The following is a 23,449-nucleotide window of genomic DNA, read 5'->3' on the forward strand; positions in this document are numbered from 1 at the left end:
GGGGCGATCGCAGGTGACCCTGATATCGATCAGCCACCTTGAGACAGGGCGCACATTGGAAACGTTCCCGGGTGCTGCTCGTCCTGCCGCAACCCGTGGGGGGCAGCCTGGGTTAGCGGGAAATGGCGGACATCGCGATGGCCGCGGCGGCGGTCCGGGTTTCCACGCCGAGCTTCACGTAGACGTGTTCCAGGTGCTTGTTCACCGTGCGCGGGCTGAGGCCGAGGATGTCGCCGATGTCGCGGTTGGTCTTGCCGCAGGAGACCCAGTGCAGCACTTCCACCTCCCGCCCGGTCAGCTGGAAGCGCTGGGTCAGCATCGCCTGGACCTGTTGTTCGTCCGGTGGCGCCTGCAACTGCTGCGAGGTCTGGCGGGCGCTCTGCAGTGCGCGCGCGGTACGCAGGTGGGCGGCCACCCGGGCCAGCACCTGTTCCGGGTGGATGGGCTTGGTCACGTAGTCGATGCCGCCGGCCTCGAAGCCTTCGAGCACGTGTTCGCTTTCGGTCAGGGCGGTCATGAACAGCACCGGCACGTCTTCCAGCTCCGCCTGGGCCTTGATCCGGCGGCAGGTCTCGAAGCCGTCGAGCCCCGGCATCATGGCGTCGAGCAGGACGATGTCGGGTTTCAGGCGCTGCATGCGCTCCAGTGCGCTGAGGCCGTCGAGCGCCACCAGTACCATGTAGCCGGCCTGGTCGAGGGCGCCCGACAGCAGGGCGAGGTTGTCGGGGACGTCATCGACGATCATCACGACGCCCTGGGTCTGCGGATGATCAACTGGATGCATGGCTGTTCTCCGTGGGGGGCGGGCTTTCGGCGGCCTGCAGCGCCTGGTCGAGGCGCCGACCCAGCTCGTCGAGCTGGAAACGCCTGGCCAGCTGGCGCAATGCCTCGATCTGCTGGGCGGCGGCGGGTTCGTCGCGCTCCAGCTGGTCGAGCAGTTGCAACACGCCGCGCAGGTAACCCAGCGAGGCCTGTTGCTGGAGCGACAGCAGGGCCGCCGCCGGCAGGCCGACGGGGCGGGGCCTGGGCTGGCCCGCATCGCGCCGGATCCATTCCAGCGCCAGCTGCTGCCTGATCTTGTCCAGCAGGATCGGCGCGTGCACCGGCTTGGGCAGGTAGTCGTTGCAGTCGGCGGCCACGCTGGAGCCGTCGACGAAGGCGTTGGCCGAGATGACGATGATCGGCGCCGTCGAGCCGATGGAGCGGCGAATCAGCGCGGCGGTCTGCCAGCCGTCCAGCTGCGGCATGGACAGGTCCATCAGGATCAGGTCGGGATTGTGCAGCGACACCTGGCTCAGCGCCTCCTGGCCGTTGGCCGCCATCAGGACCTCGAAGCCCAGCGGCTCGAGCATGCCGACCAGCACCCGGCGGTGCTCGATATGGTCGTCGACCACCAGCACGCGCCGGCGCGGACCGAGGTAGCCGACGATGTCGTGCTCGACGTGCACCACCGCCTGCGGCACGCGCACCTCGGAGAGGAACAGCCGCAGCTGGAACACGGTGCCGCGTCCTTGCTCGCTCTTCACCGACAGCTCGCCGCCCATCAGCGCGGTCAGCATGCGGGTGATGGTCAGGCCGAGGCCCAGGCCGTTGTCCTGGCGCAGCGGGTCGCCGCGTTCGAAGGGCTGGAACAGCCGCTCGACCTGTTCGGGGGCGATGCCGATGCCGGTGTCGGCGATCTCGAAGGTGGCGGTCTCGCGCAGGTAGCTGGTGCGCAGGCTGATGCTCCCGGCGTCGGTGTAGCGCACGGCGTTGCCGAGCAGGTTGATGAGGATCTGCCGCACGCGCTTCTCGTCGCCGCGCACCACGGCCGGCATGCGGCCCTGGCTTTCGAAGTGGAAGCGCAGGCCCTTTTCCTCGGCCTGCGGCGCGAACATCTGGCGCAGCTGGACGAGGAATTCCGGGAAGGCGATCTCCGAAGGCTCGAGGTTGAGCTTGCCGGCTTCGATCCGGGCCACGTCGAGCAGGCCGTCGATCAGCGACAGCAGGTGCGCGCCGCTGCGGTGGATGGTGCCCAGGGCATCCTTGTGCCGGGTCGCCATCGCCGTATCGCGCAGCAGGATCTGCGCGTAGCCGAGGATGCTGTTGAGCGGCGTGCGCAGCTCGTGGGAGAGGCCGGTGACGTAGCGGCTCTTGGCGGCATTGGCGGCCTCGGAGGCTTCCTTGGCCTTCTGCAGTTGTTCGTCGGTCTTGCGGTGGGCCTCGATCTCCTGCATCAGCAGGTGGGTCTGGCGGTCGGATTCCTCCTGGGCGACGCGGCGGCTCTCGCGCGTCAGCACCACCCACCAGGCGAGGATGCCGGCGAACAGCGACAGCGTCAGGAAGGCCTTGATGAAGGCCTGGTAGAGGCTTTCGCCGGCCTCCCGGGAGCCTGCCGCGACACCCGGCGAGACTTGGCTGTAGATCAGCCAGAGCGCCAGCGAGAGCAGCCCGACGATCAGCCCGAGCACGCCGAGATACTGCGCCAGGCGGGTGTGCAGGCGAGGGATGGAGACCTGCGGGAAGACCCAGCGGAGGAGGTTTTCCCATTGCGCGGAGAAGCGCGCGTCGGGCTTGCAGAGGTCGCCGCAGCGGGCATCGAGCGAGCAGCACAGCGAGCAGATCGGCGCGCCGTAGGCGGGGCAGAAGGCGGTGTCCGGCTCCTCGAAGGCATTGCTGCACAGCACGCAGGCGACCTTGCCGCGCACGCTGTAGGGATAGAGCAACTGCGGCTGGCGTTGCCGCGCGATGTAGTAACGCCCGCCGGTGAGCCAGGCGATCAGCGGCGCGCAGACCAGCGCCGTGCCCAGCGCGATGATCGGCGAGGCCGCCTGGGCCAGCGTGCCGAGGGCGCCGCTGTGGGCGAGGATGGCCAGCAGCGAGGCGATCAGCATGGCGCCGACGCCCACCGGGTTGATGTCGTAGAGGTGCGCGCGCTTGAATTCGATCTCCCGCGGCGACAGGCCCAGCGGCTTGTTGATCACCAGGTCCGCCACCAGCGCGCCGATCCAGGCGATGGCGACGTTGGCATAGAGCCCGAGCACCTGCTCGATGGCCTCGAACACGCCGAGCTCCATCAGCATCAGCGCGATCGACACGTTGAACACCAGCCAGACCACCCGGCCGGGGTGGCTGTGGGTGACGCGGGCGAAGAAGTTCGACCAGGCCAGCGAGCCGGCGTAGGCGTTGGTCACGTTGATCTTCACCTGCGAGACGATGACGAACAGCACCATCGCGCCCAGCGCCCATTCCGGCGAGGCGAACACGTAGCTGAAGGCCACCAGGTACATCTGCGTCGGCTCGGCGGCCTTGTCCAGCGGGATCTCGTGCTGCAGCGCGAGGAAGGCGAGGAAGGCGCCGGCGAGCATCTTCAGCGCGCCGGGGATGATCCAGCCGGGGCCGGCGGCGAGCATTGCCAGCCACCAGCGGCGGCGGTTGTGGCGGGTCTTCTCCGGCAGGAAGCGCAGGTAGTCGACCTGCTCGCCGATCTGCGTGATCAGCGCCAGCGCCACGGTGCAGGCGGCGCCGAACGACAGCATGTTGAACGCGCCGCCATCGGCTTCGCGACCGGCGAAGCTGGTCAGGTCGGCCAGCGCCCCGGGGTTCTTGGCGATGACGAAGGCATAGGGCAGCAGCAACAGCGCCAGCCAGACCGGCTGCGTCCACAGTTGCAGGCGGTTGATCAGGGTGATGCCGTAGGTCACCAGCGGCACGATGATGATCGAGCAGACCACGTAGGCCAGCGCCAGCGGGATGGCGAAGTACAGCTCCAACGCCAGCGCCATGATCGCCGCCTCGAGGGCGAAGAACAGGAAGGTGAAGCTGGCGTAGATCAGCGAGGTGATGGTCGAGCCGAAGTAGCCGAAGCCGGCGCCGCGGGTCAGCAGGTCCATGTCCACGCCGTAGCGCGCGGCGTAGTAGCTGATCGGCAGGCTGGTGAGGAAGATCACCAGGGCCACGGCGAGGATCGCCCAGAGGGTGTTGGTGAACCCGTAGGAAAGCGCCAGGGTACCGCCGATGGCCTCCAGGGCGAGGAACGACACCGCGCCGAGGGCGGTGTTGGCGATGCGGAATTCCGACCACTTGCGGAACGACTTGGGGTGAAGCGCAGGGCGTAGTCTTCCAGCGTCTCGTCGGCGACCCAGCTGTTGTAGTCGCGGCGGATCTTGACGATGCGCTGTGTTCCTGTGAGTTGCACGCGGGCGGCCCCGGCTGATGGTCGTTTCATGGCTCGAGCAACTTCCGTGCCCCGTGCGGCACTGCCTGGCATTGAACGGCGGGCCGCGTGCCAGACGCCTGCGCAGCGGCGCTCCGCCGCCGCGGGCAGGTACGCATGCGTGGCCGTGCTCCATACGGGCGCAAGGATGCACCAGCAACGCTCCGGCGCGGATACGTCAGATGACGTACCCCTTTACGTCATCCTGCGTATACCCCGGCCCGCCCGCCGAGCCCATTCTTGCTCCCGACCCGATGCCGGCCCGCAGCCGCCAGGCTGCCGCAAGCCATGCACGGCCCACCGAGACAGGAGCATTCATCATGGATTCAAAACTGACGGGTTCGTCACGCCGCCTTCCCCGCCGGCTCGCGCAGGGGGCTGCGGCACTCTCGCTGCTGGCGATGAGCATCTTCGCCTCGACCGCCAGCGCCGAGGTCAACACCACCGGGCTGGCCGTCACCGATACGGAAGTGGTGGTCGGCCAGCTGCATTCGGCCACCGGCACCATGGCCATTTCCGAGACCGGCTCGATCCAGGCCGAGCGCCTGGCCATCGAGCAGATCAACGCCGCGGGCGGCATCCTCGGCCGGCAGATCAAGGTGGTCCAGGAAGATGGCGCCTCCGACTGGCCGACCTTCGCCGAGAAGGCCAAGAAGCTGCTGGAACGCGACAAGGTCGCCGCGGTGTTCGGCTGCTGGACCTCGGCCTCGCGCAAGGCGGTGCTGCCGATCTTCGAGCGCGAGAACGGGCTGCTCTACTACCCGACCTTCTATGAAGGGCTGGAGCAGTCGAAGAACGTCGTCTACACCGGCCAGGAGGCTACCCAGCAGATCCTTGCCGGCCTCGACTGGGTCGCCAAGGAGAAGGGCGCCAAGACCTTCTACCTGCTCGGCTCGGACTACATCTGGCCGCGCACCTCGATGAAGATCGCCCGCAAGCACATCGAGAACGTGCTCGGCGGCAAGGTGGTCGGCGAGGAGTACTACCCGCTGGGCAACACCCAGTTCGGCTCGCTGACCAACAAGATCAAGCTGAAGAAGCCCGACGTGATCTTCGCCGCAGTGGTCGGCGGCTCCAACGTCGCCTTCTACAAGCAGCTCAAGGCCGCCGGCATCACCGCGGACAAGCAGACCCTGCTGACCCTGTCGGTCACCGAGGACGAGCTGCTGGGCATCGGCGGCGAGAACATGGCCGGCTTCTACGCCTCGATGAAGTACTTCCAGAGCCTGGACAACCCGAACAACGCCGAATTCGTCAAGGCCTTCAAGGCCAAGTACGGCAGCGACGCGGTGATCGGCGACGTGACCCAGGCCGCCTACCTCGGCCCCTGGCTGTGGAAGGCCGCGGTGGAGAAGGCCGGCAGCTTCGACGTCGACAAGGTGGTCGCCGCCTCCAGGGACATCGAGCTGAACACCGCTCCCGAAGGCTACGTTAAGGTGCACGAGAACCATCACCTGTGGAGCAAGACCCGCATCGGCCAGGTGCAGGCCGACGGCCAGTTCCAGGTGGTCTACGAGTCCGATCTGATCGAACCCAACCCGTTCCCGAAGGGCTACCAGTAACGGCAGCTTGAAGCGGAAAGCCTGAAGCTGGAAGCAAAAGCGATCTGCTCTTCGCTTCCAGCTTTTGGCTTGCGGCCTTCTCTTACGATTCAGGAGACCATCATGGAATGGCTATCGGAGTTTGGTGCCATCGCGGCCATGCAGGGCTTCAACGGGCTGTCGGTGTTCTGCGTGCTGCTGCTGATGGCCCTCGGCCTGGCGATCATCTTCGGCCAGATGGGGGTGATCAACATGGCCCACGGCGAGTTCCTCACCGTCGGCGCCTACACCACCTATCTCGTCTCGGTGCTGACGCTCAAATATGCGCCCGAGCTGCAGCCCTACTACTTCTTCGTCGCCATCGTGCTGTCCTTCGTCATCGCAGGGGCGCTGGGCTGGCTGGCCGAATGGGCACTGATCAGCAAGCTCTACCAGCGCCCGCTGGATACGCTGCTGGCGACCTGGGGGCTGTCGCTGGTGATGCAGCAGGCGTTTCGCTCGATCTTCGGCGCGCGCGAGGTCAGCGCCAGCATGCCGGACTGGCTGATGGGCTCGTTCAACCCCACCGACGCCATCGACATTCCGCGCAACGGCCTGTTCGTGATGGCCGTGACGCTGCTGCTGACCGCGGCGATCTTCTTCCTGCTGTACCGCTCGCGCTGGGGCCTGCAGGTGCGCGCCACGGTGCAGAACCGGGTGATGAGCCGCGCGGTGGGGATCAACACGAAAAAGGTCGACCGCATGACCTTCGCCCTCGGCTGCGGCGTGGCCGGGGTCGCCGGCGCGGCGTTCACCACCATCGGCTCGACCGGGCCGACGTCCGGCTCGCTGTACATCGTCGACACCTTTCTGGTGGTGGTCTTCGGCGGCGCCGCCAGCCTGTTCGGCACCATCGCCTCGGCGTTCTCCATCGCCCAGACGCAATCGATCGCCGAATTCTTCATCAGCGGTTCGATGGCCAAGGTGCTGACCCTGTCGGCGGTGATTCTGATCCTGATGCTGCGCCCGCAGGGGCTGTTCTCGATCAAGGTGCGCAAATGATGGGCTGTTTTCTTGTGGGGATGGCGAACGACGTGAGGGCCAGGGCATGAACACGACACTCGATAAATTCCTCGGCGGCAAGCAGGGGGGCATCGGCCTGCTGATCCTCGCCGCGCTGATTCTGGTGGTATTTCCGCTGGCGCTGGATGCCTTCCGCCTGAACATGGTCGGCAAGTACCTGACCTACGCCTTCGTCGCCGTGGGGCTGGTGCTGTGCTGGGGCTATGGCGGCATTCTCAGCCTCGGCCAGGGCATCTTCTTCGGCCTTGGCGGCTACTGCATGGCGATGTTCCTCAAGCTGGAGGCGTCGGACCCGGAGAGCACCCGCATCCAGTCCACGCCGGGCATTCCGGACTTCATGGACTGGAACCAGCTCACCGAGCTGCCGTTGTTCTGGCAACCGTTCCAGAGCTTCGGCTTCACCCTGGTCGCGGTGGTGGCGGTGCCGGCGATCCTCGCGCTGATCATCGGCATGGCGATGTTCAAGCGCCGCGTGGGCGACGTGTACTTCTCCATCGTTACCCAGGCCATCGCGGCGATCCTGACCATCCTGATCATCGGCCAGCAGGGCCTGACCGGCGGGGTCAACGGCATCACCGACCTGAAGACCCTGCTCGGCTGGGATATCCGCAGCCACGAGGCGAAGACCATCCTCTACTTCGTCAACGCCGCGCTGCTGCTGGGCTGCATCCTGCTCGGCCGCTTCATCCTCGCCTCCAAGCTCGGCCGCCTGCTGATGGCCATGCGCGACAAGGAAGAGCGGGTGCGTTTCTCCGGCTACGACGTGGCCAGCTTCAAGATCTTCGTGTTCTGCGTGGCGGCGAGCTTCTCGGCCATCGGCGGGGCGATGTTCACCCTGCAGGTGGGCTTCATGTCGCCGAGCTTCGTCGGCATCGTGCCGTCGATCGAGATGGTCATCTTCGCCGCCGTCGGTGGGCGCATGTCGCTGCTTGGCGCGGTGTACGGCGCGCTGCTGGTGAACTACGGCAAGACGGTGTTCTCCGAGAGCTTCCCGGAGCTGTGGCTGTACTTCATGGGCGGGCTGTTCATCGCCGTGGTCATGTACTTCCCCAACGGCCTGGCCGGCCTCTGGCAGAGCCATGGCCGCAAGTGGCTGGCGCGCTTGCGCCTGCCGGACCGGCGGCGACCAGCGGCGGCGCAACCCGCCGAGCAGCAGTCGACCGTGGGCGCCGGAACGATCGATGCGGTTCCCGCCAAGCAACTGGAGAGCACCCCATGAGTGGATTTCAGATGCCTAAACCGGTGCTGGCCATCGAAGGCCTGACGGTTTCCTTCGACGGCTTCAAGGCGGTCGACGACCTCAATCTCTACCTGGACCGCAACGAGGTGCGCGTGGTGATCGGCCCCAACGGCGCCGGCAAGACCACGGTGCTCGACCTGATCTGCGGCAAGACCAAGGCCAGCGGTGGCTCGATCCAGTTCGACGGCCGCGAGCTGACGAAGATGAAGGAGTTCGACATCGTTCGCGCCGGGGTCGGGCGCAAGTTCCAGAATCCCTCGATCTACGAGAACCTCAGCGTGTTCGAGAACCTGGAAATGTCCTACCCGGCCGGGCGCAAGGTGTTCGGCGCGCTGTTCTTCAAGCGCAGCGCCGAGGTGGTGGCGCGGGTCGAGGAGGTCGCCGCGGAAATCGGCCTGGCCGACCAGTTGCACGACGAGGCCGGGCTGCTCTCGCACGGGCAGAAGCAGTGGCTGGAGATCGGCATGCTGCTGATGCAGGACCCGGCGCTGCTGATGCTCGACGAACCGGTGGCCGGCATGAGCGTCAGCGAGCGGGCGCAGACCGCCGAGCTGCTCAAGCGCATCAGCCAGGGCCGCTCGGTGCTGGTGATCGAGCACGACATGGAGTTCGTCAAGAGCATCGCGCACAAGGTCACGGTGCTGCACCAGGGCAAGGTCCTGGCCGAGGGCAGCATGGAGGCGGTGCAGAGCAATCCCAAGGTGATCGAGGTGTACCTGGGGCATTGAGGTGGTGCGGGCCCTGGCAATGCGTGGATAACGCTTCGCGGTTATCCACCCTACGCCGACGGCTGGCCCGCGCACCGTAGGGTGGACATCGCCGCAGGCATGTCCACGCGTGTCGCCCAACAGGCACAAAAAAGGAGTTCAGCATGTTCCAGATCAGCAATCTCGCCTCCGGCTACGGCCAGAGCCAGATCCTTCACGACCTCGAGCTGAAGGTCGACAAGCAGGAAATCGTCGCGGTCATGGGCCGCAACGGCATGGGCAAGACCACGCTGTTCAAGACCCTGATGGGCATCGTGCCGCAGATGGCCGGCAGCGTGAAGGTCGACGGCCAGGAGGTCGCCGGGCTGGAGACCCACCAGCGGGTGGCCAGCGGCGTCGCCTACGTGCCCCAGGGGCGGATGATCTTCCCCAGCATGACCGTGCTGGAGAACATCCAGACCGGCCTGCCGGCCTCGGCCGGCGGCCAGGTGCCGGAGGACCTCTACGCGCTGTTCCCGGTGCTGCACGAGATGCGCAAGCGCAAGGGCGGCAACCTCTCCGGCGGCCAGCAACAGCAGCTGGCCATCGCCCGCGCGTTGGCGACCAATCCCAAGGTGCTGCTGCTGGACGAGCCCACCGAGGGCATCCAGCCGTCGATCATCAAGGACATCGCCCGCACGCTGAAGGAAATCCGCAACTTGCGCGACCTGACCATCGTCGTCTCCGAGCAGGTGCTGTCCTTCACCATGGAAATCGCCGACCGCTTCCTGGTGATCGAGAAGGGCCGCTTCGTGCTAGAGGAAAGCGCGGCCAACGCCGACGAGGCGACCATCAGCCGCTACCTGTCGGTCTGAAAAGCAGCCGCAAGCTTCAAGCCGCACGCTACAAGAGAGAGCCGGGGTACTGCGCAACCGCAGGGCCTCGGCTTTTGTCTTTCTCGCCGTTTACAGCTCGCCGCTGCCCTACGTCATCCAACGTATTTCGCAAATACCGAGGACGGCGAAGACTAGCTCCCGTGTTCAGCGCAACGCTGATTTCCATCCACGTCCCAGGAGCTTCGTCATGACCGATACCCTGATCAAGGTCGATTTGAACCAGCCCGCCCCCGAGAACGAACAGATCCACAACCGCTGGCACCCGGACATTCCCATGGCCTGCTGGGTGAACCCGGGCGACGACTTCATCCTCGAGACCTACGACTGGACCGGCGGCGCGATCAAGAACGACGATGACGCCAGCGACGTGCGCGACGTGGACCTGTCCACCGTGCACTACCTGTCCGGCCCGGTGGGCGTGAAGGGCGCCGAGCCGGGCGACCTGCTGGTGGTCGACCTGCTCGACATCGGCGCCAAGCAGGACTCGCTGTGGGGCTTCAACGGCTTCTTCTCGAAGACCAACGGCGGCGGCTTCCTCACCGATTATTTCCCTGCGGCGCAGAAGTCCATCTGGGACTTCGAGGGCATGTTCACCAAGAGCCGGCACATCCCCGGCGTGCGCTTCGCCGGGCTGATCCACCCCGGGCTGATCGGCTGCCTGCCCGACCCCAAGCTGCTGTCGGCCTGGAACGAGCGCGAGCAGGCGCTGATCGACACCAACCCGACCCGCGTGCCGCCGCTGGCCAACCCGCCGTTCGCCGCCACCGCCCACGCCGGCAAGGCCTCCGGCGCGCTGCGCGACAAGATCGCCGCCGAGGGCGCGCGTACCGTGCCGCCGCGCGAGCATGGCGGCAACTGCGACATCAAGGACCTGTCGCGCGGCTCGAAGATCTTCTTCCCGGTCTACGTCGACGGTGCCGGGTTGTCGGTGGGCGACCTGCACTTCAGCCAGGGCGACGGCGAGATCACTTTCTGCGGCGCCATCGAGATGGCCGGCTGGGTGCATATGAAGGTCGAGCTGATCAAGGGCGGCATGGCCAAGTACGGCATCAAGAACCCGATCTTCAAGCCCAGCCCGATCGTGCCCACCTACAACAACTACCTGATCTTCGAAGGCATCTCGGTGGACGACAGCGGCAAGCAGGCCTACCTGGACGTCAACCTGGCCTACCAGCAGGCCTGCCTGAACGCCATCGAGTACCTGAAGAAGTTCGGCTATTCCGGTGCCCAGGGCTACTCGCTGCTCGGCTCGGCGCCGGTGCAGGGGCACATCAGCGGCGTGGTCGACATCCCCAACGCCTGCGCCACGCTGTGGCTGCCGACCGATATCTTCGAGTTCGACATCAACCCCAGCGCCGCCGGCCCGATCAAGCACCTCGACGGCAGCATCGACATGCCCATCGCATACGACAAATGACCGGAACGTAGGTTGGGTTGAGCGAAAGCGAAGCCCAACGGACGGACTAAGCCGACCCAACCTACGTTGCCGAGAGGACGATCAGCATGCCCATCTACGAATACGACTGCGCCGCCTGCGGCGATTTCACCATGCTGCGGCCCATGGCCGACCGCGACCAGCCGTGCGCCTGCCCGGCCTGCGGCGGCGAGGCGCGGCGGGTGATCCTCAGCGCGCCGGGCCTGGCGACCATGGCCGGCAGCCAGCGCCGTGCCATCGAGACCAACGAACGCAGTGCCCATGCGCCGCAGTCGCTGGCCGAATACAAGGCCAACCGCAAGCACGGCGCCGGCTGCAGCTGCTGCGGACCGAGCAAGCCGAACACACCGACCAAGGCCAACCCGCACGGGCTGAAAGCCAGCCCCTCGGCGCGGCCGTGGATGATCAGCCACTAACCATTGTTTCCAGCAGGGTGGAAATCGCTACGCGGATTTCCACCCTACGTTGCCAAGCCCTCCGGCGTAGGGTGGAAAACGGCGAAGCCTTTTCCACCGAGAGCCCGCCCGCGAGCCAAACCGAACCAAACGGAGACCCACCATGCGTCACGGAGATATTTCCAGCAGTCCCGATACCGTCGGCGTCGCCGTCGTCAACTACAAGATGCCGCGCCTGCACACCAGGGCCGAAGTGCTCGATAACGCCCGCAAGATCGCCGAGATGATCAAGGGCATGAAACTCGGCCTGCCGGGCATGGACCTGGTGGTGTTCCCCGAGTACAGCACCATGGGCATCATGTACGACCCCGGCGAGATGATGGAGACCGCCACCACCATCCCCGGCGAGGAGACCGCGATCTTCTCCTCCGCCTGCCGCGAGGCCAGGACCTGGGGCATCTTCTCGCTGACCGGCGAACGCAACGAAGACCCGGCCAAGGCGCCCTACAACACTCTGGTGCTGATAAACGATGCGGGCGAGATCGTGCAGAAGTACCGCAAGTGCATCCCCTGGTGCCCGATCGAGCTGGTACCCGGGCGACCGTACCTATGTGACCGAAGGCCCGAAGGCATGAAGATCAGCCTGATCATCTGCGACGACGGCAACTACCCGGAGATCTGGCGCGACTGCGCGATGAAGGGCGCCGAGCTGATCGTGCGCTGCCAGGGCTACATGTACCCGGCCAAGGAGCAGCAGGTGCTGATGTCCAAGACCATGGCCTGGGCCAACAACTGCTACGTGGCGGTGGCCAACGCCGCCGGCTTCGACGGCGTGTACAGCTATTTCGGCCACTCGGCGATCATCGGCTTCGACGGCCGTACCCTGGGCGAATGCGGCGAGGAGGAAATGGGCATCCAGTACGCCCAGCTGTCCATCTCGCAGATCCGCGACGCCCGCGCCAACGACCAGTCGCAGAACCACCTGTTCAAGCTGCTGCATCGCGGCTACACCGGCGTCTACAACTCCGGCGACGGCGACCGGGGAGTGGCCGACTGCCCGTTCGAGTTCTACCGCACCTGGGTGCTGGATGCCGAGAAGGCCCGGGAGGATGTGGAGAAACTCACCCGCCGGACCGTCGGCGTCGCCGATTGCCCGGTGTACGAGCTGCCGCATGGCGGCAAGGAAAAGGCGGCTGGCTGACCTGTGTCCGCCGGCAGGCCCGGTTTTTTTGTAGGAGCCGGCTTGCCGGCGATGCTCTTGAGGTTTACGGAAGGAACGCCATGCCCTTCGTCAACGATTTGATCGAGCACAACCGCGAGCGCCTGGCCGAGCAGGAAGTGGCGGCCAGGTTGCAGCAGTCGCGCTTCCTGTTCGAGCCGGATGTGGTGATGACATCGCTGCGCGCACGCATCGTCGGCCAGGACGCCGCGCTGGCGGCCATGGAGGCGATGCTCAAGGTGGTCAAGGCCGATATCGGCGACCCCGAGCGGCCGCTGGCGGTCAACCTGTTCATGGGGCCCACCGGGGTCGGCAAGACCGAGATCGTCCGGCTGCTGGCGCAGGCCATCCATGGCCGGCCGGACGCCTTCTGCCGCATCGACATGAATACCCTGGCCCAGGAACATTACGCCGCCGCGCTCACCGGCGCGCCACCGGGCTACGTCGGCAGCAAGGAGGGCACCACGCTGTTCGATGTCGAGGCCATCGCCGGCAGCTTCGGCCGGCCGGGCATCGTCCTCTTCGACGAGCTGGAGAAGGCCAGCCGGGAAGTGGTGCGCAGCCTGCTCAACGTGCTCGACAGCGGCCAGCTGACGCTCGCCGCCGGCACGCGGCGCATCGACTTTCGCAACAGCCTGGTCTTCATGACCAGCAATATCGGTGCGCAGGACGCCGCCGAGTACCGCTCGCGCTTCCAACGGGGCTGGCGCCGCGCGCTGCGCCTGCGGCCGCGAGGCGAGGGCACGCTGCTGGAGCGGGCCTTGCACCGGCATTTCGAGCCGGAATTCCTCAACCGGATCGACCGCATCCTGGCCTTCGAGCGGATCGATGGGCAATGGCTGCAGGCGCTGCTGGACATCGAGCTCGGCAAGCTCGGCCAGCGGTTGCGCAAGGCCCGCTGCGAGCTGTTCGTCAGCACCCCGGCGCGGGACTGGCTGTGCAGCGGCCACGACGCCCGTTTCGGCGCGCGCGACCTGGCGCGCCGGTTGCGGACCCAGCTGGAACCGGCGCTGGCGCAGGCCATGCTGGACAATCCCGACTGCCGGCGCTTCACGGCCGAGGTGTTAGCCGAGCAGTTGCGCGTCGTCGCGCTGCGCTGATCCGGGTTCGTCGCACCGGGCCTCCCGCGCCCCCGACGCCTGCCGAACTCTTGCACGGCGGCATCGTCCCAATTCAGACAGTTCTGTTCCGGTTGGGGGAATGCATGGCAATCCTGGATACGCGCGGGGTCGGAGCGCTGACCCTGCTCAAGCGCACCTTCAAGGAGTTCAGCAACGACGACATGTCCACCTACGCCTCGGCACTGGCCTATCGGGCGTTGTTCTCGCTGTTTCCCTTCCTGCTCTTCCTCATGGCCCTGCTGGGCTTCCTGCACCTGCCGGAGTTCTTCGCCTGGCTGCGCGAGCAGGCCTCGCTGGTGCTGCCGCCGGTGGCACTGGATCAGGTCAACCCGGTCATCGACCAGTTGCAGGAGCAGAAGGGCGGCCTGCTCTCCATCGGTATCCTGGTCGCGCTGTGGACGGCTTCGGTGGGTGTGCGCTCGCTGATGAATGCGATGAACAAGGCCTACGACGTACAGGAAGGTCGCCCGAGCTGGAAGCTGGCCCTGTTGTCGCTCGTCTACACCGTCGGCATCGCGGTCATGCTGCTGCTGGCCGCCGGCCTGATGGTGATCGGACCGCAGGTGATCAGCTGGCTGGCCGAGCAGGTCGGGCTGAAAGACGTCGTGGTGCTGCTATGGAGCTGGCTGCGCTGGCCGATCGCGGTATTGCTGATGATGCTGGTGGTGGCGGTGCTGTACTACGTCGCGCCGGACGTCGAGCAGGAGTTCCGTTTCATCACGCCGGGCTCGGTGCTGGCGGTGATCGTATGGATCGTCGCCTCGATCGGCTTCGGCATCTATGTGCAGAACTTCGGCAATTACGATGCGACCTACGGCAGTATCGGGGCAATCATCGTGTTGCTGCTGTATTTCTACATCTCCGCCGCGGTGCTGTTGCTCGGCGCCGAACTCAACGCGGTGATCGAGCATGCCTCGGCCGAGGGCAAGGACCCCGGCGACAAACGCCTCGACTCCTAGGGTCTGTTGCCGTTTCGTCGCGAGCCGCGTTGCTGCGTCAAATGGCGCCAGGCAAGGCGCGGGACGCAGGCAATGGTCGCTCCCTTGCCAAGTCCCGCAACGCCGCATGGCGCCATTTGCCGCGCAACCCGAAGGGCCGGGCGCGGCCGCGAACGAAATGGCAACAGACCCTAAGGTCTTACTGGCCCGGCGGCGCGAACGACTCTCCAGCCTAACGGTCATTTATTGCAATACAGGGTTCTTCGCGTGGGACCGACCGGTGCGGCGCCCGGACGCTACGCAGGCCCGCAGAGGACCGAACGGAGACGCTGCATCTTGCATATTGCCGATATGACCATGTTCTACGCACCCGCCAGCGGTGGCGTGCGCACCTACCTCGAGGCGAAACACCGTCGACTTCAGTTCTACCCGGGCGTTCGGCACAGCATCCTGGTGCCGGGCAGCTGCTATGGCCACAACAACGGCGTCTACCAGGTGCCCGCGCCGGTGCTGCCGTTCGGCAAGGGCTACCGTTTCCCGGTGCGCCGCGCGCCCTGGCGCAATCTGCTGCGCTCGCTACGCCCCGACCTGATCGAGGTCGGCGACCCGTACATGACCGCCTGGGCCGCGCTGGATGCCGGGCGCCGGCTGGATGTGCCGGTGATCGGTTTCTATCATTCGGACCTGCCGCTGTTGGTCAGCAACCGGATCGGCCACTGGCTGGGGACCAACCTGAACGGCTACGTCTCGCGGCTGTACGGCAGCTTCGACCGCGTACTCGCGCCCAGCCAGGTGATGGCCGACAAGCTCATCGAGCTGGGGGTGAACAACGTCTTCGTGCAGCCGCTGGGGGTCGATCTCGACACCTTCCAGCCTGGCCGCCGGGCGCCCGGCCTGCGCGCCGAGCTGGGGCTGGCGGACGATACCCGGCTGATGATCTTCGCCGGCCGCGGCTCGCGGGAAAAGAACCTGCATGTCCTGCTGGACACCGCGCGCCAGCTGGGCAAGCCCTATCACCTGCTGCTGGTGGGCTCGAGCATGCCGCACCGGGTGCCGGACAACGTGACGGTGATCGACCGCTTCTGTCCCGCCAGCGAGGTGGCACGCTTGCTGGCCAGCAGCGATGTGCTGCTGCATGCCGGCAACCAGGAAACCTTCGGCCTGGTGGTGCTGGAGGCGATGGCCTGCGGTATTCCGGTGGTAGCGGCGCGCGCCGGTGCGCTCCCCGAACTGGTGCCCTTCCACAGCGGGCGGCTGTGCCGGCCGCTGGACGCGCATGCCATGGCCCGGGCCGTGCGCGAGCTGTTCGAGGTCGGCCCGCGCATGCTCGGCCTGCAGGCCCGTCAGCACGTGGAGGCGCACCATGCCTGGGATGCGGTGGTCGCCGGGCTGCTCGCGCATTATCACGCGGTACTCGGCACCGCCGATCTGCCGGTCGCCTTGAATGTCTGAACGCGCGCTGATGCTGGTGTTGCACGACGTGGCGCCGGAAACCTGGGCGGACTACCGGCCGTTCGTCGAGGCGGTGGATGCGATCGGCGGCGTGCCCATGACCTGGCTGGTGGTGCCGGATTTCCATAACCGCAACCCGCTGCGGGCACATCCGGCATTCCGCCGCCTGCTCGACGGGCGCCTGGCACGTGGCGACGAACTGGTGCTGCACGGCTGCTATCACGCCGACCAGGCAGCGCCACCACGCACGCCGAAGGACTGGTTCATGCGCCGGGTCTATACCCATGAAGGCGAGTTCTATTCGCTGACCGAGGACGCCGCGCGCGAACGGCTGGGGCAGGGGCTGACGTTGTTCCGTCACTACGGCTGGCCGCTGCACGGCTTCGTCGCGCCGGCCTGGCTGATGAGCCGGGCACCCGCCGTGCGCTGGCCGGCAGCGGGCTGCTGTACACCAGCGACCCACGGCACTTCTACCTGCTGCCGGACTTCACGCCCATCGTGGCGCCGGGGTTGGTCTGGAGCGCACGCAGTGCCTGGCGCCGCGGTTTGTCCTGGCTGGTCAGCGAGGGGCAGCTTCGCCAGCAGCGTCGGGCGCCGCTGCTGCGCCTGGGGCTGCATCCGGTGGACATGCGCCACGGCTTTTCCCGTGACTACTGGCTGGCCGTGCTGCAGCGCCTGCTGCAGGAGGGTCGGCAGCCGACCACCAAGGTCGACTGGTTGCGCCGCTACGCGCCGTCGAGTCCTGCGGCATGAACCGTCGCTGGTGGCTGCTGGGCGCACTGTTCGCCGCGGCGCTGATTCCGCTGCTGCTGGGCGGCACCGGCCTGTTCGAGCGGCTGGGGCGCTTCCCGGCCAGCCTGCTGGCGATCATGCTCGGCATGATCCTGCTGGGTTGGTATCTCAATGCCTTGCGCCTGCGGTTGTTGCTGGGGCGGCGCAGGCTGGGGCAGCGGCGTGCATTCGGTATCGTCATCGCCACCGAATTCGCCATCTGCGCCACGCCGGGCGGCGCCGGCGGGCCATTGACCTTGATGGCCCTGCTGATGCGCCAGGGCGTGGCACCGGCGAGAGGGACGGCGACCTATGCGGTCGAGCAGCTGAGCGACCTGCTGTTCTTCGCCTGTGCGCTGGTCGGCGTACTGTTCTATGCACTGACCCACGCGCTGAACGCCTACATGGCCAGCCTGCTGGGCTTCAGCGCGGCACTGCTGATCGGGGTGATGGTGTTGCTGGCGCTGCTCGGGCGCTTCCATCGCCAGGTGTTCCTGCTCAACGGCTGGCTGGTCACCCGCCTGGGCGTGCAGGCCTCGCGCAAGCGCCGCTGGGCGCGCAAGTTGCTGGGGTTTCGCAATGCGCTGGTCGACTGTTTCCGCCTGCCGCGCCGGATCCTGCTGGCGGTGTTCGGCCTGACCATTGCGCACTGGTTGTTGCGCTACAGCGTGCTCTACCTGACGTTGCGGGGGCTGGGCAGCGAGATCGCCTGGGCCTGGACCTTCCTGGTGCAGCTGCTGGCGCTGACGGCCGGCCAGCTCAGCCTCCTGCCGGGCGGCGCCGGCAGTGCCGAGCTGGCGTCGGCGGCGCTGCTGACGCCGATGGTGGGCAAGTCGGCGACCGCCGCGGCGATCCTGATCTGGCGCTTCGTGACCTATTACTTCTACCTGATCGTCGGTGCGCCGGTGTTCCTGCACCTGGCCGGTCGGCCCTTGCTCCGCCGCCTGCTGCGCGCACGACAGGCCTGAACCTGCGATCCGATGACCGGGGGAAACCATCGCCGCGCCCGCCCGGTCCACTCCCATGCCATCGATAAAAACAGAAGGGGACCGCCATGAGCAGCAGCGAAGACAAGATCAAGGGCAACGCCAACGAAGCCGTCGGCAAGATCAAGCAGGGCGTGGGCGAAGCGACGGACAACCAGCGCCTGAAGGGCGAAGGCCAGCGCCAGGAGATCAAGGGCGAAGCTCAGCAGGCCAAGGGCGAGGTGAAGGATGCCCTGAAACGGGGAATCGACAGGACCTGAGGCCGCTGTCGGCTGCGCAAACGAAAATGCCCGCATCGCTGCGGGCATTTCTGCATGGCTGGCCGGGCTGAAGGATCAGCGCTCCAGGTACTGCAACTTGTCCTTCACGCCGTCCCATTCCTCGGCGTCCGGCAGCGCATCCTTCTTCTCGGTGATGTTCGGCCAGACCTCGGCGAGGTCGGCGTTCAGCTCGATGTATTCCTGCTGGTCGTCGGGCACCTCGTCCTCGGAGAAGATCGCCTGGGCCGGGCACTCCGGCTCGCAGAGGGCGCAGTCGATGCACTCGTCCGGGTGGATCACCAGGAAGTTCGGGCCTTCGTAGAAGCAGTCCACCGGGCAGACTTCCACGCAGTCGGTGTATTTGCACTTGATGCAGTTGTCGGTGACGACGAAGGTCATGTCTAGCTATCTCCTCAGGCGTGTCAGGTTGGCGTTACGGTGACGCCCCTGCGGCTAGGCGGCATCAGGCAAATGCCGCATATCCAAAAAATGCGCGCGATTCTAGCAGCTTTCTCGGTGCATCAAACGCGCGATTTCAAGCTGTATAGCAGCTCCAGGGCCTGACGCGGCGTCATGTCATCGGGATTGATGCGTCCCAATTCCTCGATCACCGGGTGCGGCAGGCTGGCGAACAGGTCATTCTGCAAGGGGGGCGCTGGTTGGCCGGGCGCTATTCTCGGCGCTTCGTGGGGCAGGCTGGTGGTTTCCAGCCGCGACAGATGGTCGCGTGCGCGCTGGATCACCTCGCCCGGCACGCCGGCCAGTTGCGCCACCGCCAGGCCGTAGCTCTGGCTGGCCGGCCCCGGCAGCACGTGGTGGAGGAAGACGATACGCTCGTTGTGCTCGGTGGCCGAGAGGTGCACGTTGGCCACCACCGGCTCGCTTTCCGGCAGCACGGTCAGCTCGAAGTAGTGGGTGGCGAACAGGGTGAAGGCGCGCAGCTTGGCCAGGTGCTCGGCCGCCGCCCAGGCCAGCGACAGGCCGTCGAAGGTGCTGGTGCCGCGGCCCACTTCGTCCATCAGCACCAGACTCTTGTCGCTGGCGTTGTGCAGGATGTTGGCGGTCTCGCTCATTTCCACCATGAAGGTCGAGCGCCCGCCGGCGAGGTCGTCCGAGGAGCCGATGCGGGTGAAGATACGGTCGACCAGCGACAGCTCGCAAGCCGCCGCCGGGACGAAGCTGCCGATCTGCGCCAGCAACACGATCAGCGCGGTCTGGCGCATGTAGGTGGATTTACCGCCCATGTTCGGCCCAGTGATCACCAGCATGCGGGTGGCGTCGTCGAGGCCGAGGTCGTTGGCGACGAAGGGTGTCTCCAGTACCTGCTCGACCACCGGATGGCGGCCCTGCTCGATGCGCATGCAGGGCTGCTCGACGAAGCGCGGGCGATTGAGGTCGAGGTTCAGGGCGCGTTCGGCGAGGTTGCTCAGCACGTCCAGCTCGGCCAGGGCGGCGGCGCTTTCCTGCAGCGGCGCCAGGTGTTCGATGAGCTTTTCCAGCAGCTCGTCGTAGAGCAGCTTCTCGCGCGCCAGCGCGCGGCTCTTGGCCGACAGTGCCTTGTCCTCGAATTCCTTGAGCTCGGGGGTGATGAAGCGCTCGGCGCCCTTGAGCGTCTGCCGGCGGATGTAGTCGGCCGGGGCGGATTCGGCCTGCTTGCTCGGCAGCTCGATGAAGTAGCCGTGCACGCGGTTGTAGCCGACCTTGAGGTTGGCCAGGCCGGTGCGGGCCTTCTCGCGGGTTTCCAGGTCCATCAGGTACTGGCCGGCGTTCTCGGAGAGCGACTGCAGCTCGTCCAGCTCGGCGTCATAGCCGGTCTTGAGCACGCCGCCGTCGCGGATCACCGCCGGCGGGTTGTCGATGATCGCCCGCGCCAGCAACTCGGCCAGTTCGGGATAGGTGGCGATGCTCGTGGCCAGCGCATTGAGATGCGGCGCGACCAGTTCCTGCATGCCGGCCTGCAGTTGCGGCAGCGCAGCCAGGGCGTCGCGCAGGCGCGCCAGGTCGCGTGGGCGGGCGTTGCGCAGGCCGATGCGGGCGAGGATGCGCTCGAGGTCGCCGATGTCCTTGAGCTGCGGCTGCAACTGTTCGAAGCGGTAGTGTTCCAGCAGGCAGGTGATCGAGTCCTGGCGCGCCTCGAGGACCTCGCGGTTGCGCAGCGGGCGGTTCAGCCAGCGGGTCAGCAGGCGCGAGCCCATGGCGGTCTGGCAACGGTCCATCACCGACTGCAGGGTGTTGTCGCGGCCTCCGGCGAGGTTGACGTCCAGCTCCAGGTTGCGGCGCGTGGCGCCATCGAGGATCACCGTGTCGTCGAGGCGTTCGTGGCGCAGGCTGCGCAGGTGGGGCAGGGCGGTGCGCTGGGTTTCCTTGGCGTAGGCCAGCAGGCAGCCGGCGGCGCCGATGGCCAGCGTCAGGTTCTCGCAGCCGAAGCCCTTCAGGTCCTGGGTGGCGAACTGTTGGCAGAGGCTCTTGAACGCCGAGTCGCGGTCGAAATCCCAGGGCGCGCGGCGGCGCACGCCGCGGCGTTTCTCCAGCGGCAGGCCCTGCGGCCAGTCGTCGGGGATCAGCAGCTCGGCCGGGCTCAGGCGCTCCAGCTCGGCCAGCAGGGTTTCCCAACCCTTGAGTTCCTGCACGTTGAAGCGGCCGCTGGCGATGTCCAGCACCGACAGGCCGAACAGCTTCTCGTCGCCGACCACCGCGGCCAGCAGATTGTCGCGGCGCTCGTCGAGCAGCGCCTCGTCGCTCACCGTGCCCGGGGTGATGATGCGCACCACCTTGCGCTCCACCGGCCCCTTGCTGGCGGCGGGATCGCCGATCTGCTCGCAGATCACCACCGATTCGCCGAGCTTGACCAGGCGCGCGAGGTAGCCTTCCACCGAATGGAAGGGAATTCCCGCCATGGGGATCGCGGTGCCGGCCGACTGACCGCGCGCGGTCAGGGTGATGTCCAGCAGCGCGGCAGCCTTCTTGGCGTCGTCGTAGAACAGCTCGTAGAAGTCGCCCATGCGATAGAACATCAGCTGGTCCGGATGCTCGCGCTTGAGCTTCCAGTACTGTTGCATCATGGGTGTGTGCTGCGAAAGATCAGAAATTGCTTTATTCATCAGGCTTAGAGCTAGGTTGTATTTTTCGTGGGCAAATATGGGGCATTGTCATTTCTGCATGCCTGTCCAAATGTGTTGCAGCTCGTTCGGGGGCTCGTTGCCCATCCATTTGGCGACATCTGGACCGGCATGGTGAAGGCCTTATGCCCACCTGCTTGGCGATGGACGCAAGGGTACCACGCGCTACCAGACACCAGCAGGCGTAGGTGTGGCGGGCCTGATATATTTGTGGCCATTTGACATCAAAAGGAATTGAGAAATGGCTTGGATGGGTGGCAAGAACTCTCTCAAAACGGTGAAAGAGGCACTGGCGAAAACCACCGCAAAAGTGGCCGACTCTGTCTCTTCAGCGAGGGTTGGTCAGGCAGTTGGGACAGTCAAGGACAATGCTCTCGATATAGCGGAGCAGGCCAAGGAGGCTGGGGCTGCTGGATTGTCGGCTGCGGCGCAGAGGACAGGGCAAGCCTGCGGAGGTGTGACAGGGCAGATCAAGAGCTTCGACTACTCTGAGCTCGTAAGGGTGGAGTACTACAAAGAGTCCTTCGTTAAATATAAGGATTTGAGCTCGACCAAGATTGCCGAGTACTTCAAGGCTACGTTTGAAGTAGATAAGACGACCATGGAAATGGTCGATGATATCCGAAGTAGCCTTCCTGTTCCTGCCGCAACGGTCGACGATATTTTCGCGCAGTGCAAGAAAGAGGCGATGCGTCGGGCAATCGCTTCCTTCTGCCTCAGTGGCGTAATGCATGATATCGATCGGCATAGTGCTGCCAAGTACGAAAACCTGTCAGAGTCATACAGCCAGTTCTCTGATCGCACTGGCAATGCCATGTTCGATGATCCGAATTTTGTGGCTATGAAAAATGCGAGATACGATGCTCGCAAAGATTGGACGTTGTTGGAGAATGGTTATAATCGGGACGATATGCTCGATCCTTATGGGGCGGACGTCGAGCATGTGATAGCCCGTAAGGCCTATTATGCTGATGTACTGCTCCGTGCAGGAAGCACTGATAACGATTTTGTGCGAGTGATTAACTCAAAAGATAACTTGGTGTTTGCTAATGATTCGCTCAACCGCTCATTGAAGGATCAGAATATCTTCGATTATCTTTCCATTAACGGCACTCCTCGAAACGATGATCCAGATCTGATCGATGTAACTATCAAGAGCACGGGGGAGGTTGTAACTGTTCGTCTATCAGACGTCGAAGAGTCAGTAGCGCGTGCCGAGAGTGATAGGCATCAGCATCGACTGGATGCTGCCAAAGAAATCGGAGTTACTGTAGCGAAAACCGGCGCGGCCATGGCCATGCAGCAGGTTGTAGGTCTGATCGTCCTAGAAACCATTGATATATTCGTTGATGAGATCCGCGATATGACCATCAACGGCAATTTCATCAGCGAGGCGGGGCTTATCAGCGGCACTAAGGAGCAAGCCCTACGCATTCGACAACGCTTGAACGAACGGTTCGAAGAACGGCAGATTTGGCTTCGCGCACAGTCACTTGGAATCGAGGCAGGTGTGTCGGGTGCTCTGAGTGTTATTCCACAGATATTGATTTCTTTAATAATCAAAATGCCAGCTTTCGTGCTTGCTATGATCCGCGAGTGCACGCTAAGCGTGGTGCGATGTGTGCGGGTGCTGGCAAGCAAGGATAGTGACAATAAGCTTGAAGCGATCGGTGTGATTCTAGCCGGTACGGCCTCGGCGATTGTCGGGGTATACGTCGGTAAGGTTATCGGGAATGCGTTGGCAGGGGTTCCGCTACTAAACAAATTCAATGGTCAGATAACAAGCGTGCTGACCGGTTTGCTCGTAACGGCAGTGCCGCTGACGGCGATATATACACTTGATAGACAGAAAGCCAAGCTGCGATTTATCGCATCTGGTTTTGCAGGGGCAGCAACAGGCTCGGCTGCCGCTGAAGAGAAAGTTGTTGAGTAACTCTAAGCGCACCGATTACGGGAGGTTGGATAAGGAAGTTCTTGATTGACGGTTGGGGAGCCGGCCTCGCCGTCAACACGAGGCTTTGGAACAGTACAATTCGATGCCTGGTGGGGGACGGTGCGAGGCGAGTCGTGCAGTCGCATATGTCACCGGTCTCTCTTTCCTGGGCCCGTAATGAGTCTTACGGCCTGCACATC

At 65.2% G+C, this 23,449-nt stretch carries 17 protein-coding genes and 2 pseudogenes; 15 read left to right on the forward strand and 4 right to left on the reverse strand.

The features are described from left to right. Positions 1–112: 112 nt before the first annotated feature. Together BAY1663_RS02215 and BAY1663_RS02220 are read right to left on the reverse strand one after the other, a co-directional pair. On the reverse strand, positions 113–784 hold the full coding sequence (locus BAY1663_RS02215) for a response regulator (RefSeq protein WP_037037662.1): 672 nt from the start codon (positions 782–784) through the stop codon (positions 113–115). Next, positions 771–4,207: pseudogene (locus tag BAY1663_RS02220) on the reverse strand (ATP-binding protein). The gene BAY1663_RS02215 and the pseudogene BAY1663_RS02220 overlap by 14 nt, the downstream one beginning before the upstream one ends. A 389-nt stretch (positions 4,208–4,596) precedes the next feature. Here BAY1663_RS02220 and urtA point away from each other — a divergent pair. The 14 genes and pseudogenes from urtA (at position 4,597) to BAY1663_RS02290 (ending at position 18,197) form a co-directional block, all read left to right on the forward strand. After that, positions 4,597–5,757, forward strand: a complete 1,161-nt coding sequence (gene urtA, locus BAY1663_RS02225) for an urea ABC transporter substrate-binding protein (RefSeq protein ID WP_371257577.1) — start codon at positions 4,597–4,599, stop codon at positions 5,755–5,757. A gap of 102 nt (positions 5,758–5,859) precedes the next feature. Beyond that, complete coding sequence (gene urtB / locus BAY1663_RS02230; protein ID WP_037037665.1) at positions 5,860–6,777, forward strand: urea ABC transporter permease subunit UrtB; 918 nt, start codon at positions 5,860–5,862, stop codon at positions 6,775–6,777. A gap of 46 nt (positions 6,778–6,823) precedes the next feature. Next, the gene (gene urtC, locus BAY1663_RS02235) at positions 6,824–8,017 is read left to right on the forward strand and encodes an urea ABC transporter permease subunit UrtC (protein WP_037037666.1); all 1,194 of its coding nucleotides are present in this window, start codon (positions 6,824–6,826) and stop codon (positions 8,015–8,017) included. Continuing rightward, on the forward strand, positions 8,014–8,766 hold the full coding sequence (gene urtD, locus BAY1663_RS02240; protein ID WP_037037667.1) for an urea ABC transporter ATP-binding protein UrtD: 753 nt from the start codon (positions 8,014–8,016) through the stop codon (positions 8,764–8,766). The genes urtC and urtD overlap by 4 nt, the downstream gene beginning before the upstream one ends. Before the next feature lie 143 nt (positions 8,767–8,909). Beyond that, positions 8,910–9,599 (forward strand): urea ABC transporter ATP-binding subunit UrtE, encoded by a 690-nt coding sequence (gene urtE, locus BAY1663_RS02245; protein WP_037037668.1) that lies wholly within the window; start codon positions 8,910–8,912, stop codon positions 9,597–9,599. 208 nt (positions 9,600–9,807) lie between these two features. Beyond that, complete coding sequence (gene fmdA, locus BAY1663_RS02250; protein ID WP_037037669.1) at positions 9,808–11,037, forward strand: formamidase; 1,230 nt, start codon at positions 9,808–9,810, stop codon at positions 11,035–11,037. Positions 11,038–11,123: 86 nt separating this feature from the next. Then, positions 11,124–11,471, forward strand: coding sequence for a zinc ribbon domain-containing protein (locus tag BAY1663_RS02255; protein ID WP_037037670.1), 348 nt, complete (start codon positions 11,124–11,126; stop codon positions 11,469–11,471). Between the two features lie 142 nt (positions 11,472–11,613). After that, a complete protein-coding gene (locus tag BAY1663_RS02260; RefSeq protein ID WP_128576038.1) occupies positions 11,614–12,651 on the forward strand; it encodes an aliphatic amidase in 1,038 nt (345 codons plus the stop codon). 80 nt (positions 12,652–12,731) lie between these two features. After that, positions 12,732–13,769 carry an AAA family ATPase gene (locus BAY1663_RS02265; protein ID WP_037037671.1) on the forward strand — a complete coding sequence of 346 codons (1,038 nt, stop codon included), beginning with the start codon at positions 12,732–12,734 and terminating at the stop codon, positions 13,767–13,769. Between the two features lie 104 nt (positions 13,770–13,873). Next, a complete protein-coding gene (locus BAY1663_RS02270) occupies positions 13,874–14,749 on the forward strand; it encodes a YihY/virulence factor BrkB family protein (RefSeq protein WP_037037672.1) in 876 nt (291 codons plus the stop codon). Positions 14,750–15,064: 315 nt separating this feature from the next. Next, positions 15,065–16,180, forward strand: a complete 1,116-nt coding sequence (locus BAY1663_RS02275) for a glycosyltransferase family 1 protein (RefSeq protein WP_037037673.1) — start codon at positions 15,065–15,067, stop codon at positions 16,178–16,180. Then, positions 16,173–16,933, forward strand: a pseudogene (locus BAY1663_RS02280) (DUF2334 domain-containing protein). The gene BAY1663_RS02275 and the pseudogene BAY1663_RS02280 overlap by 8 nt, the downstream one beginning before the upstream one ends. After that, the gene (locus tag BAY1663_RS02285) at positions 16,930–17,919 is read left to right on the forward strand and encodes a lysylphosphatidylglycerol synthase transmembrane domain-containing protein (RefSeq protein ID WP_037037674.1); all 990 of its coding nucleotides are present in this window, start codon (positions 16,930–16,932) and stop codon (positions 17,917–17,919) included. The pseudogene BAY1663_RS02280 and the gene BAY1663_RS02285 overlap by 4 nt, the downstream one beginning before the upstream one ends. An 86-nt stretch (positions 17,920–18,005) precedes the next feature. Next, positions 18,006–18,197, forward strand: a complete 192-nt coding sequence (locus BAY1663_RS02290; RefSeq protein WP_037037675.1) for a CsbD family protein — start codon at positions 18,006–18,008, stop codon at positions 18,195–18,197. A gap of 75 nt (positions 18,198–18,272) precedes the next feature. On the opposite strand, the gene fdxA is transcribed toward BAY1663_RS02290, so the two are convergent. After that, positions 18,273–18,596 carry a ferredoxin FdxA gene (fdxA, locus tag BAY1663_RS02295; RefSeq protein WP_037023371.1) on the reverse strand — a complete coding sequence of 108 codons (324 nt, stop codon included), beginning with the start codon at positions 18,594–18,596 and terminating at the stop codon, positions 18,273–18,275. Positions 18,597–18,718: 122 nt separating this feature from the next. Beyond that, positions 18,719–21,286: a DNA mismatch repair protein MutS gene (gene mutS, locus BAY1663_RS02300; protein WP_164838423.1), complete on the reverse strand. Its 2,568-nt coding sequence runs from the start codon at positions 21,284–21,286 to the stop codon at positions 18,719–18,721. 271 nt (positions 21,287–21,557) lie between these two features. Here mutS and BAY1663_RS02305 point away from each other — a divergent pair, with 271 nt between their 5' ends. Then, positions 21,558–23,249, forward strand: coding sequence for a hypothetical protein (locus tag BAY1663_RS02305; RefSeq protein ID WP_051497054.1), 1,692 nt, complete (start codon positions 21,558–21,560; stop codon positions 23,247–23,249). The last annotated feature ends 200 nt before the right edge of the window (positions 23,250–23,449 follow it).

The sequence above is a fragment of the Pseudomonas sp. BAY1663 genome (genome assembly GCF_000582595.1).
Classification (GTDB): Bacteria; Pseudomonadota; Gammaproteobacteria; order Pseudomonadales; family Pseudomonadaceae; genus Stutzerimonas; species Stutzerimonas stutzeri_AF.